Source organism: Rhodospirillaceae bacterium (genome assembly GCA_028819475.1).
GTDB lineage: Bacteria > Pseudomonadota > Alphaproteobacteria > Bin65 > Bin65 > Bin65.
Window position 1 is genome coordinate 1 of the sequence record JAPPLJ010000042.1, and the last position, 15,304, is coordinate 15,304.

The 15,304-nt window shown below is 68.6% G+C and carries 16 protein-coding genes; 1 reads left to right on the forward strand and 15 read right to left on the reverse strand.

The genetic code is table 11. From position 1 onward, the window contains the following. Positions 1-178: 178 nt before the first annotated feature. The 6 genes from OXM58_13115 to OXM58_13140 all read right to left on the reverse strand — a co-directional run bounded on the left by OXM58_13115 (position 179) and on the right by OXM58_13140 (position 5,183). Positions 179-1,510, reverse strand: a complete 1,332-nt coding sequence (locus tag OXM58_13115) for an FAD-binding oxidoreductase (protein ID MDE0149304.1) — start codon at positions 1,508-1,510, stop codon at positions 179-181. Positions 1,511-1,558: 48 nt separating this feature from the next. Then, complete coding sequence (locus tag OXM58_13120) at positions 1,559-2,536, reverse strand: ketoacyl-ACP synthase III (protein ID MDE0149305.1); 978 nt, start codon at positions 2,534-2,536, stop codon at positions 1,559-1,561. Continuing rightward, entirely contained in the window at positions 2,533-3,627 is a 1,095-nt protein-coding gene (gene plsX / locus OXM58_13125; GenBank protein MDE0149306.1) for a phosphate acyltransferase PlsX, read from the reverse strand. The genes OXM58_13120 and plsX overlap by 4 nt, the downstream gene beginning before the upstream one ends. Positions 3,628-3,723: 96 nt before the next feature. Further along, a complete protein-coding gene (gene rpmF / locus OXM58_13130) occupies positions 3,724-3,906 on the reverse strand; it encodes a 50S ribosomal protein L32 (protein MDE0149307.1) in 183 nt (60 codons plus the stop codon). A 150-nt stretch (positions 3,907-4,056) separates the two neighbouring features. Then, positions 4,057-4,629: a hypothetical protein gene (locus OXM58_13135; protein ID MDE0149308.1), complete on the reverse strand. Its 573-nt coding sequence runs from the start codon at positions 4,627-4,629 to the stop codon at positions 4,057-4,059. Then, positions 4,626-5,183 carry a ubiquinol-cytochrome C chaperone gene (locus OXM58_13140; GenBank protein MDE0149309.1) on the reverse strand — a complete coding sequence of 186 codons (558 nt, stop codon included), beginning with the start codon at positions 5,181-5,183 and terminating at the stop codon, positions 4,626-4,628. Before OXM58_13140 ends, OXM58_13135 begins: the two co-directional genes overlap by 4 nt. Before the next feature lie 228 nt (positions 5,184-5,411). On the opposite strand from OXM58_13140, the gene bamE reads away from it, so the two are divergent. Beyond that, a complete protein-coding gene (gene bamE, locus OXM58_13145; GenBank protein ID MDE0149310.1) occupies positions 5,412-5,909 on the forward strand; it encodes an outer membrane protein assembly factor BamE in 498 nt (165 codons plus the stop codon). A 77-nt stretch (positions 5,910-5,986) separates the two neighbouring features. Here bamE and OXM58_13150 read toward each other — a convergent pair whose 3' ends face one another. The 9 genes from OXM58_13150 to OXM58_13190 form a co-directional block, all read right to left on the reverse strand. Then, entirely contained in the window at positions 5,987-8,074 is a 2,088-nt protein-coding gene (locus OXM58_13150; protein ID MDE0149311.1) for a sodium-translocating pyrophosphatase, read from the reverse strand. 244 nt (positions 8,075-8,318) lie between these two features. Continuing rightward, a complete protein-coding gene (thiL, locus tag OXM58_13155) occupies positions 8,319-9,314 on the reverse strand; it encodes a thiamine-phosphate kinase (GenBank protein ID MDE0149312.1) in 996 nt (331 codons plus the stop codon). A 4-nt stretch (positions 9,315-9,318) separates the two neighbouring features. Continuing rightward, complete coding sequence (gene nusB, locus OXM58_13160; protein MDE0149313.1) at positions 9,319-9,996, reverse strand: transcription antitermination factor NusB; 678 nt, start codon at positions 9,994-9,996, stop codon at positions 9,319-9,321. Positions 9,997-10,000: 4 nt separating this feature from the next. Beyond that, positions 10,001-10,435, reverse strand: a complete 435-nt coding sequence (locus OXM58_13165; protein ID MDE0149314.1) for a 6,7-dimethyl-8-ribityllumazine synthase — start codon at positions 10,433-10,435, stop codon at positions 10,001-10,003. Positions 10,436-10,449: 14 nt separating this feature from the next. Further along, complete coding sequence (ribB, locus tag OXM58_13170; GenBank protein ID MDE0149315.1) at positions 10,450-11,589, reverse strand: 3,4-dihydroxy-2-butanone-4-phosphate synthase; 1,140 nt, start codon at positions 11,587-11,589, stop codon at positions 10,450-10,452. Between the two features lie 38 nt (positions 11,590-11,627). After that, positions 11,628-12,254 (reverse strand): riboflavin synthase, encoded by a 627-nt coding sequence (locus OXM58_13175; protein ID MDE0149316.1) that lies wholly within the window; start codon positions 12,252-12,254, stop codon positions 11,628-11,630. Next, entirely contained in the window at positions 12,236-13,384 is a 1,149-nt protein-coding gene (gene ribD, locus OXM58_13180; GenBank protein ID MDE0149317.1) for a bifunctional diaminohydroxyphosphoribosylaminopyrimidine deaminase/5-amino-6-(5-phosphoribosylamino)uracil reductase RibD, read from the reverse strand. Before ribD ends, OXM58_13175 begins: the two co-directional genes overlap by 19 nt. Further along, positions 13,381-13,857: a transcriptional regulator NrdR gene (gene nrdR, locus OXM58_13185; protein ID MDE0149318.1), complete on the reverse strand. Its 477-nt coding sequence runs from the start codon at positions 13,855-13,857 to the stop codon at positions 13,381-13,383. Before nrdR ends, ribD begins: the two co-directional genes overlap by 4 nt. Positions 13,858-13,971: 114 nt before the next feature. Beyond that, positions 13,972-15,282, reverse strand: coding sequence for a serine hydroxymethyltransferase (locus OXM58_13190; GenBank protein MDE0149319.1), 1,311 nt, complete (start codon positions 15,280-15,282; stop codon positions 13,972-13,974). Positions 15,283-15,304 lie beyond the last annotated feature (22 nt).

Consider the following 15,304-nt stretch of genomic DNA (forward strand, 5'->3'; position numbering starts at 1 on the left):
CCGCAGCGTGCGCGTTTCCCCGAAGCCAAATCGAAACCTATCCGGGAACCAGGGGTCAAGAAAATCGCCAGAATTCTTTCCGTACGCGCCCGGTTCCGCCCGCCCGGCGGCACCGGGCATCTGCGGCAGGCCGGAATTAACCGGCACATCCCGCGCCGGACAGCCGGCGCCGGCCGCTTCAATACGGACCCGGGACGATGGCGCTGCCGTCGAAGAAGCGGCCCGGGCGAAACCGGCCGAGATCGTGGCCGGGCGGGCGTCCGCGCACAAGATCGGCGGTTATCCGTCCGACCGCGGGCCCGATGCCGAATCCGTGCCCGCTGAATCCCGTTGCGATCCACAGGCCCGGTATCGCGTCGCTCGGGCCGAGGACCGGCACCGCATCCGGAGTCACGTCGATCATGCCGGCCCAGGCCCCGGCCAATCCGGCGTCGGCAAGCGCGGGAACCTGCTGCGGCAACCGGGCCCGGATACGCCGGACGGCCGCAGGCGATGGCGCCGGATCGAGCACGCGAACCCGCTCGAACGGCGATTCCTCGCCCCCGGTCCAGCGCCGTGCCGTAGCCCAAGCGCCGGGATAGCCCCGGGGCGCTGCGGGCAGCAGCCGGAGTTCGCGCGCCGACTGCTTCAACAGCCGGCGGAAGCGCCACGCGTGGCGGAAGGACGGCGGCCCGATGAAATGGTCGACAAGTCCGGTCGCAACCGTGTAGCCGCCATCGTCGCGCCGGCGCAGGGCGAGGCCGCCCAGCGATACGTTGGGGCGGACGACGTGAGCGGCCGGCCCGGTGCGCATGACCGTGGCGCGGGCGAGAAGCTGCGGCAGGCCGAAACCCGCGTTGTCTGCAAAATGACCGGACCACGCCCCGCCCGCGAGCACGGCACTGCCGCAACGGACCCGGCCCCGCTCGGTCACGATACCGGCGAGGCGGCCGCCCTCCAGGTCGAGGGTCCGAACGGCACAGTATTCGACGATGGCGACGCCCGACCGGTGCGCGGCGCGGGCGAGCGCCGGAACTGCCAGACCGGGCTCGCTCCGGCCGTCGCTCGGCGTCGCCATCCCGCCGATCCAGTCGCAGGCAACGCCGGGAAGCAGTTCGCCGACCTCGTTCCGGGTCAGCATCCGCGTATCGAGCTGGTGCCGTCCGGCGGTTTCGCACCACGCTTCGAACTTCGCGAGTTTCTGCCGGTCCGGGGCGACATGAACACAGCCGGACGGTGTGAAGGCGAGGCCGGGTTCGCCGGTCTGTTCCGCGAGGCCGCGCCACAGGCGGTTGGCCTCCATCATGATCGGCAGTTCGGCCTCGTCCCGTCCCTGCTGCCGGACCCAGCCCCAGTTGCGACTCGACTGCTCCCCGGCAACCCGTCCCTTTTCGCAAAGCAGGACGGACACGCCGGCCCGCGCCAGGAACCAGGCCGTGGCCGTGCCCGCGATACCGGCGCCGATGACCGCGACGTCAACCGCTTCAGGCAGAGGATCGCGAAAGATTGCGGGCGTGTCGTCGCCGATCATGAGCAAATGCGATAGCGGCCGCCCGACGCGCGGACGGGATTTCGGCGCCTACCAGCGGATGACGCTGGCGCCCCAGGACAGGCCGCCGCCAATGGCTTCCAGCACGACCAGGTCGCCCTTCTTGATCCGGCCGTCCGAAACGCCCTGGTGAAGCGCGAGCGGTATCGAGGCGGCGGAGGTGTTGGCGTGCCGGTCGACGGTCAGGATCACCCGGTCGGGATCGATACCAAGTTTTTTCGCGGTACCGTCGATGATTCGCTTGTTGGCCTGGTGCGGCACGAACCAGTCGACATCGCCGGATTCCAGACCGTTGGCGGAGAGCGCTTCGCGTACCGCGTCCGACAGCTTGTTGACCGCGTGCTTGAAGACCTCCGGCCCCTGCATGCGGACATGGCCGGTGGTGCCGGTAGAGGACGGACCGCCATCGACATACAGCAGATCGTAGTAGCGTCCGTCCGAATGCAGATGGCTCGACAATACGCCGGTCCGGTCCGCGCCGTTGGAAGGCCGGCTCTCCAGCAGGACGGCGCCGGCGCCATCGCCGAACAGGACGCAGGTCGAGCGGTCGTTCCAGTCGAGCAGGCGGGTGAACGTCTCGGCGCCGATCACCAGGGCCTTCGCTGCCTGGCCGGCGGCCAGCGCGTTCGCGGCCACGCTTATCGCATAGATGAAACCGGCGCAGACCGCCTGAACGTCGAACGCCGCGCCGTGCGTCATGCCGAGCGCCGCCTGCACTTTGGTGGCGGTCGCGGGGAAGGTCGAATCCGGCGTCGTCGTCGCCAGGACGATGAGATCCAGTTCCGGCCCGTCGATCCCGGCATCGTCAAGCGCCGCCCGGGCAGCTTGCAGGGCCAGGTCGGAGGTCAGTTCACCGTCGGCTGCGACGTGGCGCTGCCGGATTCCGGTGCGCGCCTGAATCCATGCGTCCGACGTCTCGATCCGCAATTCAAGATCGGCGTTGCTGACGGCATTTTCAGGCAGGTAGGCGCCCACGCCGGTCACAACCGCATCGATCGCGCCCGTCATGACGAGGACACCGCCCGGGCGCCAAGACCGATAACGGCGTCCGGTTCCGGTTCGGCCGGTTCGCGCCGCCTGTCCGCCCCGGCAGCGGCCGGGCCGTGGAACTCCGCCGCCATCCTGTCGATAAAGCCGTTGCGGATCATGTCGCGCGCCACGCCGACTCCGGTCGCGAAGCCCAGGGCATCCGATCCGCCGTGGCATTTCACCACGATGCCGTTCAGGCCGAGGAAGGTCGCGCCGTTGTAGCGCCGGGGATCGACCCGGGCCCGCAGCTTGATCAGGGCGCGGCGGGCGAAGAGATAGCCGATCGCGGCGAGCAGCGAACTCTTGAAGGTCTGGCGGACGAATTCGTTGACCAGCTTGGCCGTGCCCTCGGCGGATTTGAGCGCCACGTTGCCGCTGAAACCGTCGGCGACCACCACATCGACCGTGCCGGCGGCGATGTCGTCGCCTTCGACGAAACCGCTGTAGGCGAGTCCGCCATCCTTCAGGATTGCATGCGCCTCGCGCAGTTCCTCATGGCCCTTCACCTCTTCGGAGCCGACGTTGAGCAGGCCGACGGTCGGGCGCAGCGAACCGAGAACGGTGCGCGCGAACATTTCGCCCATCATGGCGAACTGGACCAGATTGTCGGCCGAACATTCGATATTGGCGCCCAGATCCAGCATGGCGGTCTCGCCGCGCAGCGTCGGGAAGAACGACGCCATGGCCGGCCGGTCGATTCCCGGCACGGTCTTCAGCACCACCTTCGCCATCGCCATCAACGCGCCGGTGTTGCCCGCCGAGACGACGCCCGCGGCCTCGCCGTTCCGTACCGCGTCGATCGCCTTGCGCATGCTGGAATTCCGGCCGCTCCTCAGCGCCGTCGCCGCCTTCTCGTCCGACGCCACGACATCCGGCGTGTGGATGATCGTGGACGAGCGGCGCACGCGGATCATCCGCTTCATCATCGGCGCCAGGCGTTCTTCGTCCCCGAAGATCAGGAAGTCGAGCTCAGGATAGCGGCGCTTGGCGATGGTCGCGCCGCGCAACACGCTCCTGGGGGCATTGTCGCCGCCCATGGCGTCCAGCGCGATGGTGATCCGCTCGCTCAATGTTCCGCCCGTATCGATTCAAATTCGACGGCGGCGACCGATTATCGGGGCGGCCGCTCAGTCGCCGACTGATAGCACAGGCGCGCCCGAAAAGTCCTAGGCTTCCGCCGCGTCGATGATCTCTCGATCTCCATAGTATCCGCACGCGGCGCAGACATGGTGCGGACGCTTGAGCTCACCGCAGTTCGGGCACTCGGCAACATTGGCCGCCGTGAGACTGTCATGCGCGCGCCGCATGTTGCGGCGGGACTTCGATATTTTCGATTTCGGTACGGCCATGATCCGGCTCACGAAAGACGCCCCGGCGCAGGCCGGGGCGGTATCTGTCGAGGCCGATACTTAGCGATTTTCCCGTTGGGCGACAAGGACCAACGGTCGCACAACCGGCCCGCCGCCTGCGCACCCGTCGGCAGTTCCGGCGCCGGCAGATCAGGCGCCGCCGTCTTCGCCTTCCTCACCGACCGGCTTCGCCGCCGTCATGCCCAGGCGCCCGCCCAGGCCGGCGAATGGGCTGTCCGGTTCGCCGGCGGCGGAAGTCGCTTCGGCGCGGAAGGCGGCGAGGGCCCGGTCCGCATCCGGGCCGCGCGGATAGGCTGCCATCGAGACCGCGAGATACTGGATCGCCAGTTCCGCCAGATCGACCACCCCGTCCGGGACAATCTCGCAGTCCGGCTCGTCCGCGCCGTCGTCCGGGGCCTCCGGCTCTTCCGCCACGACCAGGCACTCGACCGTCTGCTCGACCGCCTCCGTAAACGGATCGTCCGTAACCACGCAGCGGCGGACCAGCCGGGCCGTGAGCCGCCCTTCGATCGTCGTGCGGTCACGGCCGGCTTCGGGCCGGATCCTGAAGGTCGCCGTACAGTCCTCGACGGCCGGGAGTTGAAGGCGATCGGCGATGGCGCGCCGGTCTTCGGCCCCGGCCGACAGGCGCACGGACATGCCTGCGGCCGGCACGGCGGCAAGATCGACCGTCGCCGCGGTCCAGGGGCGCGTTCCCGTCATGATGCCGGCTCCGGGAAGCGGACATCGGCCCCCGCGACGGCGGACAGAGGCAGGCTGTCCAGTCCCTGCGCCGCCGCTTCGATATAGTCCGCCGCCCAGGCGACATTTTCCGGCGTCGGTTCGAGCGTACCGTAGAGATTGCGCGCAACGGCCCGTTCCAGGGCGGCCCGGTCGCCGCTGTCGAGCGCCCCGGCGTAGGCGTCGCGCCGCCCGTAGAAGGCCCGCGCCATCTCCTTGACCCGCCGGCCGAGCGACGGATCGTTGACGCCGAGCTCGCGCAGGTTGACGTCCAGGTCTTCGATCATGACGTCGAACAGATGTTGCCCCGATTCGGCGCCGTCCGCGCCTTCGGCGGCCAGGCGGCGGCAGACCAGGACGGTGTGCAGCGCGACGAGTTCGAAACGGCCGTCGAGCGTATCGGGTACGCCGCGCGCCCGGTAGAAATGATCGTGGCGCGCCGCTTCGACGATACGGGCATAGAGGGTGCGGGCGGCATCGCGGCCGCGGCGCCGGTCCGTGCCGAAGATCGTTTCCAGGCGGTCGAGCAGGGTCATGGGTCCACGCTCCAGGTCGAACCCGGTTCGGGCGGCGTTTCCGGTTACGCCTCCCCTCTCCCGGGCGGCCGGTGCGGCGGCGGGTTCGATTGACTTCCCCGACCGGCGCGGCATATCGAATCGTCGAATACCGACAGGTATTTTCCCGGATGCAACCGGCAAGTCATTGGGCGAACCGGTCGCGCGGCAGCGGTACCCGTTGCGGGCCAGAACGAGCGGAAGGGCGCGATGGCAGACATGCAGGGCGGGCAGAGGCGCTGGACGGCAAGGCGTGCGCTGCTGGCGGCCGGACTCTGCGCAATGGTGGCGCTGGCGGCCTGTTCTCCGCGCGTCGACATTCGCGGCAACGCCGCCGAGCAGGAAGACATGATCCGCATCCGCCAGGGGGTTACGTCGGCGTCGGACGTGATGCGCGTCCTCGGTCCGCCGTCGACCGTTTCCGCCTTCGACAACAAGACCTGGTACTACATCAGCAAGCGGGAAGAGACGGTTGCCTTCCTGGCGCCGGAGGTCAAGACCCAGCAGGTGATCGAGCTGCTGTTCGACGACAAGCAGGTGGTCAAGCGCATCCGGACCTACGGGCTTGAGGATGCGCGCAAGGTGGACCGGATTTCGCGCACCACGAAAGCCGACGCCGGCGAGCCGGGCTTCTTCCACAGCATGATCGACCTGCTGGTGCGGCGCCGCGCCGTAACCGGAAAGAGCAGGAAGGCCTACGGGCTCTGAACCGGCCCGGCCTTCCGAACTCGAAAAACCCCCGGCGCGGTGCACCGGGGGCTTTTCGTCGGAATAGCGCGCGTCGGTCAGTGCGCCAGCACCGCCAGCATGAGAAGGGCGACGATGTTGGTGATCTTGATCATCGGGTTGACCGCGGGCCCGGCGGTGTCCTTGTAGGGATCGCCGACGGTATCGCCGGTCACGGCGGCCTTGTGGGCTTCGCTGCCCTTGCCGCCGTGGTTGCCGTCCTCGATGAATTTCTTGGCGTTGTCCCAGGCGCCGCCGCCGGCAGTCATCGACAGGGCGACGAACAGGCCCGTTGCGATCACGCCGAGCAGCATGGCGCCGACGCAGGACAGGGCCGCCGACTTGCCGCCGATCCCCCAGATCACCACGAACAGAACGATCGGCGACAGGACCGGCAGCATCGACGGCACGATCATTTCCTTGATCGCCGCTTTGGTCAGCAGGTCGACGCAGCGTCCGTATTCCGGCTTGCCGGTGCCTTCCATGATGCCGGGGATTTCCTTGAACTGACGGCGCACCTCGAGCACGACCGCTCCGGCCGCGCGGCCGACCGCGGTCATGCCCAGTGCGCCGAACAGGTAGGGCAGCAGTCCGCCGACGATCAGCCCGACCACGACATACGGGTTGGACAGCGAGAAATTGACCTCGACATCTTTGAAGAAGGCCACTTCCGCCGCCTTGAAGTAGGCGATGTCCTGGGTATAGGCGGCGAACAGGACCAGCGCGCCGAGGCCTGCCGAACCGATGGCATAGCCCTTGGTCACTGCCTTGGTGGTGTTGCCCACCGCGTCCAGCGCATCGGTGGTGTTGCGCACGTCTTCGTCCAGTTCGGCCATTTCTGCAATGCCGCCGGCGTTGTCGGTCACCGGGCCGTAGGCATCGAGCGCCACCACCATGCCGGCGAGCGCAAGCATTGCGGTAACGGCAATGGCGATACCGAACAAACCGGCCACCAGGTAGGTCGCCAGGATGGCCACGCAGATAATGATCGCCGGCAGGGCCGTGGCTTCCATCGAGATGGCGAGGCCCTGAATCACGTTCGTGGCATGCCCGGTCTCCGAAGATTTGGCGACCGAGCGGACCGGCCGGTAATCCGTGCCGGTGTAGTATTCCGTCACCCAGATGATCAGGCCGGTGACGACCAGACCGATCACGGCACAGACGAACAGGTCCATGCCGGTGAAGGCGGTGCCGCCAGCCTTGAAGGCCGTGTCGAAGCCGAGGACGAGTTCGGTGACGATGGCGATGCCGACAAGCGATAGGACGGCTGCCGCGATGAAACCCTTGTAGAGCGCGCCCATAATGTTGTTCGAGGCGCCGAGGCGGACGAAATAGGTGCCGATGATCGACGCAATGATGCAGACGCCGCCGATCGCGAGCGGATAGATCAGGCCGGCCTCCATCCCGAAGATCAGCGCCAGCACCATCGTGGCGACGACCGTTACGGCGTAGGTCTCGAACAGATCGGCCGCCATGCCGGCGCAGTCGCCGACATTGTCGCCGACATTGTCGGCGATCACGGCCGGGTTGCGCGGATCGTCTTCGGGGATGCCGGCTTCCACCTTGCCTACAAGATCGGCGCCGACATCGGCGCCCTTGGTGAAGATGCCGCCACCGAGACGGGCGAAAATCGAGATCAGCGAAGCGCCGAAGCCCAGCGCAACCAGCGCATCGACGAGGCCGCGCTGGTCCGTGCCGAGGCCCTGGAGGATCAACAGGTAGCCGGCGACCGCGAGCAGGGCGAGCCCGGCCACCAGCATCCCGGTGACGGCGCCGGCCTGGAAGGCGATCCTCAGGCCCTGCGCCAGGCCCTGGCGCGCCGCTTCCGCGGTCCGCACATTGGCCCGGACCGACACATTCATGCCGATATAGCCGGCTGCGCCGGACAGAATCGCCCCGATCGCAAATCCGACGGCGACCCATACGCCGAGCAGCAAGGCCACGATGACGGCAATCGCGACGCCGGCGATCGCAATCGTCATGTACTGGCGGTTCAGATAGGCGCGCGCGCCTTCCTGAACGGCGGCGGCGATCTCCTGCATCCTCTCGTTACCCGCGGGGGCCGAAAGCACCGTGCGGCTGGTGACAATGCCGTAGACGACCGCGAGCAGCGCGCAGACGAGCGCGAAATACGGTACCCATTCCATTTCAGGAGTATCCCCTTTTCAAACTTCTCTTTGCGAAGTCTGTTCCGGGTTTCCCGGCGAGACGGGAAACCCTCGACCAGGCGGCTTCCGGCAATGCTCTCGGCCCTTGCCGGTCCGGCTCGTGCACGCGCTCCAGTGACTATTCACAATGCGCCGCTGCACGCCGGTGAGGCGGCCGGACCATGCCGAAACAGGCTCGGGCTATCAATGTGACAACTTTGCGGCGCAAGGGCAGGCAGGCCGCCTAGCGATGCCGCCATCCGGTCCGCGAAACGGCAATCGGCGACCCGCTACGGTCGAGCACCCGCACGCCCGAGCCCGGACGCATAATGCCGATCCGGGAGACCAGCGTTTCGGTGGTCCGGGAGGCTTCCCTGACGGCATCGCGCCGGTCCGGCGGCGCCGTGAAGGCGAGCTCGTAATCGTCGCCCGCCGTAATCCGCTCGATTTCGGGATAGCCGGATGCTTCGGCGGCATCGGACCATGGCACGTCCGCCAGCAGAATTTCGGCTGCAAGGCCGGACTCCCGCGCCAGATGGCCGAGGTCGGCGACCAGCCCGTCGGAAATGTCGAGGCACGCCGTCGCCGTGCCGACGAGGGCGGAGCCGAGTTCGACCCGGGGTTCGGGAAGCTGGTAGCGGTCGATGGCAAACCGGCGCTGTGCGGCGTCGAGCCCGGCCGCCTCGCCCTTGCAGACCCGCAGGCCGAGGCCGCCGTCGCCGATCGTTCCCGAGACCCAGACGTCGTCGCCGGGCGCCGCGCCGCCGCGGCGCAGCGCCGGGCCGCGCGCGAGGCAGCCGATTGCCGTGACCGAGAGCATTGCCGGCCCCGAGTCGCCGTCAGCGCCGCCGCCGACCGTGTCGCCGCCGATAAGGGTGACGCCGTAGCGCGCCTGGTCGGCGGCCAGGCCGCGTGCCAGGGCAGCAACCCAGTCGTCGTCCCGTTCGTCCGGAATCCTGAGCGCCAAAGTGTAGACCTCCGGCGCCGCCCCCATTGCCGCCAGATCGGACAGATTCACCCGCAGCGCCTTCCGCGCAACCCGGTCGGGCGGATCGTCCGGCCGGAAATGGATCCCCTCGACAAGGGCGTCCGTCGTAACGATCCGGTCGGCGCCGTCGGAGACGCCGAGCAGGGCGGCATCGTCGGTCAGGCCGAACGCACCGTCCCGGCCGGCCGCCAGGGGCTTGAAATAGCGGGCGATCAGGTCGAATTCGCCCGATCGGACGGTTCGCGCCGCCACAGCCTCAGGCCTCCGGTTCGGCGGCCCCGCCTGTTGACGGCCCAACCTTGTCCGCCCCGGCCCTGTCCGCCCCAACCTTATCCGCCCCAACCCTGTCCGCCCCTTCCGCGAAATTCCCGATTTCCGCCGCATCGGAGGAATTGGGATCTTCGGCGAATTCCCCGGATCGCAAGGTTCGGGCCAGGCGATCGAGCACGCCGTTCACGAATGCCGGCTCGCGCTTGTCGAAGAAGACCCGGGCCACGTCGACATATTCGGCGATGACGACGCGGGCCGGCGTTTCCGCCCGGCCGAGCAGCTCCCAGGCCCCGGCATTGAGCAGCGCGACCAGGACGCGGTCCATCCGTTCCAGCGTCCAGCTTTCGGACAGCGACTCCCCGATCATGCGGTTCAGCGCGGCACGGTCGCCGCAGGCGCCGCGGACGATCTCCCTGAACAGCGCCTTGTCGGCGATCGCGGCCGGACCGGCCTCCCGCATCCGGTGAAGGTGGAATTCGTCGACGACTTCGTCCGGGGCGGCGTCGGTTGCGCTGAGCTGGTAGAGCGCCTGTACGGCTGCGATGCGGGCTTGCGTCCGCCGGTCGGGGTGACCGCCGGGGTGACCGTCGGCGCGCCGGACGGCCGGGCGGCCGGACCCGGCTTCAGGAGGAGCGCCGCTGGTCCCCGCCCGGGCCGCCGTCATGGGATCAGGTGCCGGTGAAGCGACGCTTCACCTCGATCATGCGCAAACAGGCCACGGCGGCATCCCGGCCCTTGTCCTTTTGCTTCGGATCGGCCCGCACGACCGCCTGTTCCCGGTTCTCCGTCGTGAGGATGCCGTAGCCGATGGGCGCACGTTTGTACAGTGCGAGTTCCTGCAGGCCGCGCGCGCTTTCCGAACAGATATAGTCGTAGTGGGTCGTCTCGCCGCGGATGACGCAGCCCAGCGCGACGAACCCGTCGAACCGGTCGAGGGCGAAATTGATGGTCGCGGGAATTTCGAATGTGCCCGGCACTTCGATCCGTTCCCAGGTGGCGCCGACCTCGGTCAGAGCCGCCTCGGCGCCCTGCACCAGCATATCGGCGATATCGCCGTAGAACCGGGCTCCGACGATGAGGATGTGGGGCGGGCGGTAGGCCATTCGAACGGGCTGGGCTATTGTTCTGTTTTGGGTATGGGGATGCGGCCGCTGATCGACAGGTCATAGCCGTCGAGGCCGATCACCGTGCGGTTGCTGTTGGTCAGCAGCAGCATGTCGCGGATGCCGAGGTCGGTCAGAATCTGCGCGCCGACGCCGTAATTGCGCAATTCGCCTTGCGGTCCGCCGGCGCTGCCGCCGACCGGCGCGCGATTGCCGAGAATCCCGGATGTGGAAAGCGACAGCGGTTCGCGGATCAGCACCGCGGCGCCGCGGCCGGCCTCGCCGATCATGCGCATGGCGCGCTGGAGTTCGCCCGACTTGCCCGTGCCGGCCTGGTACAGGAGATCGCTGAAGACGTTGAGCGCGTGCATTCGGACCATGACCGGCGCGCCGTCGGCGAAATCGCCCTTGACCAGCGCGATATGCTCCGTGCCGGAGATCCGGTTGCGGTAGACGATGGCGCGGAAGGCGCCGCCGAAATCGGACGTGAAATCGCCTTCCTCCACCCGCTCGACGATCTTGTCGAAGCGCCGGCGATAGGCGATCAGGTGTTCGATCGATCCGATCTTCAGGCCGTGGAACTGCGCGAAGGCCACAAGCTGCGGCAGGCGCGCCATCGACCCGTCCTCGTCCATGATCTCGCAGATCACGCCGGAGGCGTGCAGGCCGGCGAGGCGCGCCAGGTCGACAGCCGCTTCGGTATGCCCGGTGCGCACCAGCACGCCGCCGTCGCGCGCGACCAGCGGGAAGACATGGCCGGGCGTCGTGATCGCGCTGGCGTCGGACTCCTCGTCGATCGCGACCGCGATGGTGTGCGCCCGGTCATGGGCGGAGATGCCGGTCGTCACCCCTTCCCGCGCTTCGATCGAAACGGTGAACGCCGTCGAGAACCGGCTGTTGTTCTTCTGGGGCATCAGCTGGAGGCCGAGATGGGCCGCCCGTTCGCCCGTCATGGCGAGGCAGATCAAGCCGCGGCCGAACTTGGCCATGAAATTGATCGTCTCCGGCGTCGCCTTCTCTGCCGGGATGACCAGGTCGCCCTCGTTCTCCCGGTCCTCATCGTCGACCAGGATGAACATCTTGCCCTTGCGCGCGTCCTCGATGATCTCCTCGATCGGCGACAGGAAGGCGAGGTCGTCGGCCGCGCGGCGCACGTCCTGCTTCGAAACCACGCTCAGACGGTCGCGAACGCTCACGCCGAGGACTCCCCGCTCGCCGGTTCAAGGGCCAACATGCGCTGAACGTAGCGCGCCATCAGGTCCACTTCCAGATTGATCGCGCCGCCCTGCTGCAAATCGCCCAAGGTCGTCACATCCAGCGTGTGCGGAATCAGGTTGACGGAAAACCGCGTGCCGGCGCCGTCTTCCACCGCATTGACCGTCAGCGAGACGCCGTCCACGGCGACCGAGCCCTTCGGTGCGATGTAGCGGCCGAACGCCCGGTCGACGGCGAAACGGAAGACCTCGCTGCCCGATGCCGGGTCGCGCGCCTCCACCCGGCCCACGGTATCGACATGGCCGGCAACGATATGCCCGCCGAGTTCGTCCCCGGCCCGCAGGGCCCGCTCGAGGTTGATGCGCCGGCCTGCGCGCCAGTCGCCGAGCGTCGTGCAGGACAGGGTCTCGTCCGAAGCCTGGACGGCAAACCAGCCTGACCCGGTCTCGATCACCGTCAGGCAGACTCCGCTGCACGCGATAGACGCCCCGATGGCGATTCCGGCAGTGTCGTAGCCGGTTTCGATCTCGAACCGCGTGTCGCCGCCCGCCGGCTGCGCGCGGCTGCGGATGCAGCCGATATCGGTTACGATGCCGGTGAACATGGGCGATACTGCGCCGGGCTGCCGCCCGCCTCCCGCTCGCGATGCCAGGTCTCCAGCAGGTCGCCGCCGCAGGGTTTGCGCGAGCGCAAGCGCCATCCCCCGGCGTCGGCGACCCGGTCGAGGCCGAGAGCGCCGACGGCCGGCCGGGCATCGCCGCCCAGCACGAGGCCGGCGCGGAACCAGTAGAGCCGGTCGGCAAGACCGGCGCGCATCAGGCTCGCAGCCACCTGCCCGCCGCCCTCGACGAGAACGTTGTTCAACCCCTCGGCCCCGAGCGCCGCGGCGACCGCCTCCGGATCGGTCCGGCCCGTGCTGTCGGCAGCAACGGAAAACCGGCGGACCGGCGCTTCGCCAGTCGTATCGCCGGCCGCTTCGCCGGCGGTGGTAAATTGCCAGACGGGATGTTCGGCGGCGGTCTGCGCCAGGCGGCTGTCAGCCGGCAGCCGGGCCTGCGAATCGAGGACGATGCGAAGGGTTTGCCGGCGGACTCCCGGCAGGCGGCAGGTCAGCATCGGATCGTCCGCCAGCGCGGTCCCGATGCCGATCAGGACGGCGTCGTGCGATGCGCGCAGCGCGTGTCCGCGCGCCCGGGCGAGCGTACCGGTGATCCACCGGCTGTCGCCGCCGGCGGTGGCGATCCGCCCGTCCAGGCTGGTCGCCAGCTTGAGGGAGAAACGCGGGCGCCCGGCGCGCTGGCGCATCAGATAGCCGCCGAGATCGCAGGCGGCAATATCCGCGCAAACGCCCGATTCGACAGCAATTCCGGCGGCCGCGAGCCGCGCCAGACCCGAACCGGCGACGCGGCTGTCGGGATCCTCCAGTGCGGTCACGACACGGGCGACGCCGGCCCCGATCAGCGCCTCGGCGCAGGGCGGCGTGCGGCCGTGGTGGGCGCAGGGCTCCAGCGTGACGTAGGCGGTTGCGCCCCGGGCTTCGGCGCCGGCACGGCCCAGCGCTTCGGCTTCCGCGTGGGGCCGTCCGCCCGGCTGGGTCCAGCCGCGGCCGACGACGCGGCCCTCCCTGACCAGAACGCAGCCGACCGACGGATTGGGCGCCGTCGTTCCGAGGCCGCGCCGGCCGATGTCCAATGCCGCCGTCATCCAGCGGCGGTCGGCAGCGCCGTCGGTCAATCTTCGCCCGCCGTTTCCTCTTCCCGCTCGCCCAGGCTGCCGAGGAACTGCTCGAAATCCTTGGCTTCTCGGAAGTTCTTGTACACCGAGGCGAAGCGGACATAGGCAACCTGGTCGAGGCCGGCGAGCGCCTCCATCACGAGTTCGCCGATATGCTGGGCGGGAATGTCCGATTCGCCGGAACTCTCCAGCCGGCGCGTGATCGAACTGACGATACGATCGATCCGGTCCTCGGCAATCGGCCGCTTGCGCAGGGCGATGGAGAGCGAGCGGAACAGCTTGTCGCGATCGAACGGCACGCGCTGGCCGTTCTTCTTGACCACCATAAGGTCGCGGAGCTGCACCCGCTCGAACGTCGTGAACCGCGAGCCGCAGGACGCGCAGAACCGGCGGCGCCGGATCGACGAGCCGTCCTCGGTCGGCCGCGAATCCTTGACCTGGGTGTCGTCACCCCCGCAGAACGGACAGCGCATGGCCCCTCTCCTTCTCGACTCCCGGCTCGACTCCCGGCTCGACCCCCGCTAGACCCCCGCCGTCCTCGACGTCAAACGCCGCGCCGCCGGCAGGACTGCTGCCGCGCCGGGCACCTACATCCCCGGATAGACCGGAAAGCGCCGGCACAGCGCGAGGACCTTTTCCCGGGCCGCCGCTTCGGCCGCCGCATTGTCTTCCGGGTTGGCCGCCAGCCCTTCGAGGACATCGGCGATCAGGTCGCCGACCTGTTCGAATTCCGCAACGCCGAAACCGCGGGTCGTCGCGGCCGGGGAGCCGAGACGAATGCCGGACGTAACGGTCGGCTTCTCGGGATCGAACGGGATGGCGTTCTTGTTGCAGGTGATCCCGGCCCGCTCCAGGCTCTCGTCGGCGATGTTGCCGGTCACCCCCTTGGGCCGCAGATCGACCAGCATCAGGTGGGTGTCGGTGCCGCCGGCCACCATGGCGAAACCGCGCTCGACCAAACGGGCCGACAGCGCCTTGGCATTCGCGACGATGGCCTCGCAGTAGGTCCGGAATTCCGGGGTCAGCGCTTCCTTGAAGGCGGCCGCCTTGCCGGCGATCTGGTGCATCAGCGGCCCGCCCTGGGAGCCGGGAAACACCGCCGAGTTGATCTTCTTCGCGAGCGCTTCGTCGTTCGTCAGGATCATGCCGCCGCGGGCGCCGCGCAGGGTCTTGTGGGTCGTCGTCGTCGTGATGTCGGCGACCGGCACCGGGCTCGGATGCACGCCGGCGGCCACCAGTCCGGCGAAATGCGCCATGTCCACCATCAGCGTCGCGCCGACGCTGTCGGCAATCTCCCGGAAGCGGCCGAAATCGATGAAGCGCGGATAGGCCGAGCCGCCTGCGATGATGAGCTTCGGCCGGTGTTCCTCCGCCAGCGCCGCGACCCGGTCGTAGTCGATCAGGTGGGTATCCTCGCGCACGCCATACTGGACCGCGTTGAACCATTTGCCCGAAAGCGCCGGCGCCGCGCCATGGGTGAGATGGCCGCCGGCCGCCAGCGACAGGCCGAGGATCGTGTCGCCCGGCTTGAGCAGCGCCATCATCACCGCCGTGTTGGCCTGGGCGCCGGAATGGGGCTGGACATTGGCGAAGGCGCAGCCGAACAGCCGTTTGGCCCGCTCGATCGCCAGGCTCTCGGCGACATCGACATGGTCGCAGCCGGCATAGTAGCGGCGCGCCGGATAACCTTCGGCATATTTGTTGGTGAGCACCGAGCCCTGGGCCTCCAGCACGGCGCGGGAGACGATGTTCTCGGACGCGATCAACTCGATCTGGTCCTGCTGCCGGCGCAGCTCGGCCCGGATGCTGTCATACAGCTCGGGATCGGACTGGTGCAGCGAGGCGGCGAAGAGGCCGTCGTCGAAGGGCAGGATCGTTGCGGAGCCGGGGCGTGTCATCGCGAGAACTTCCGTTGGGCGG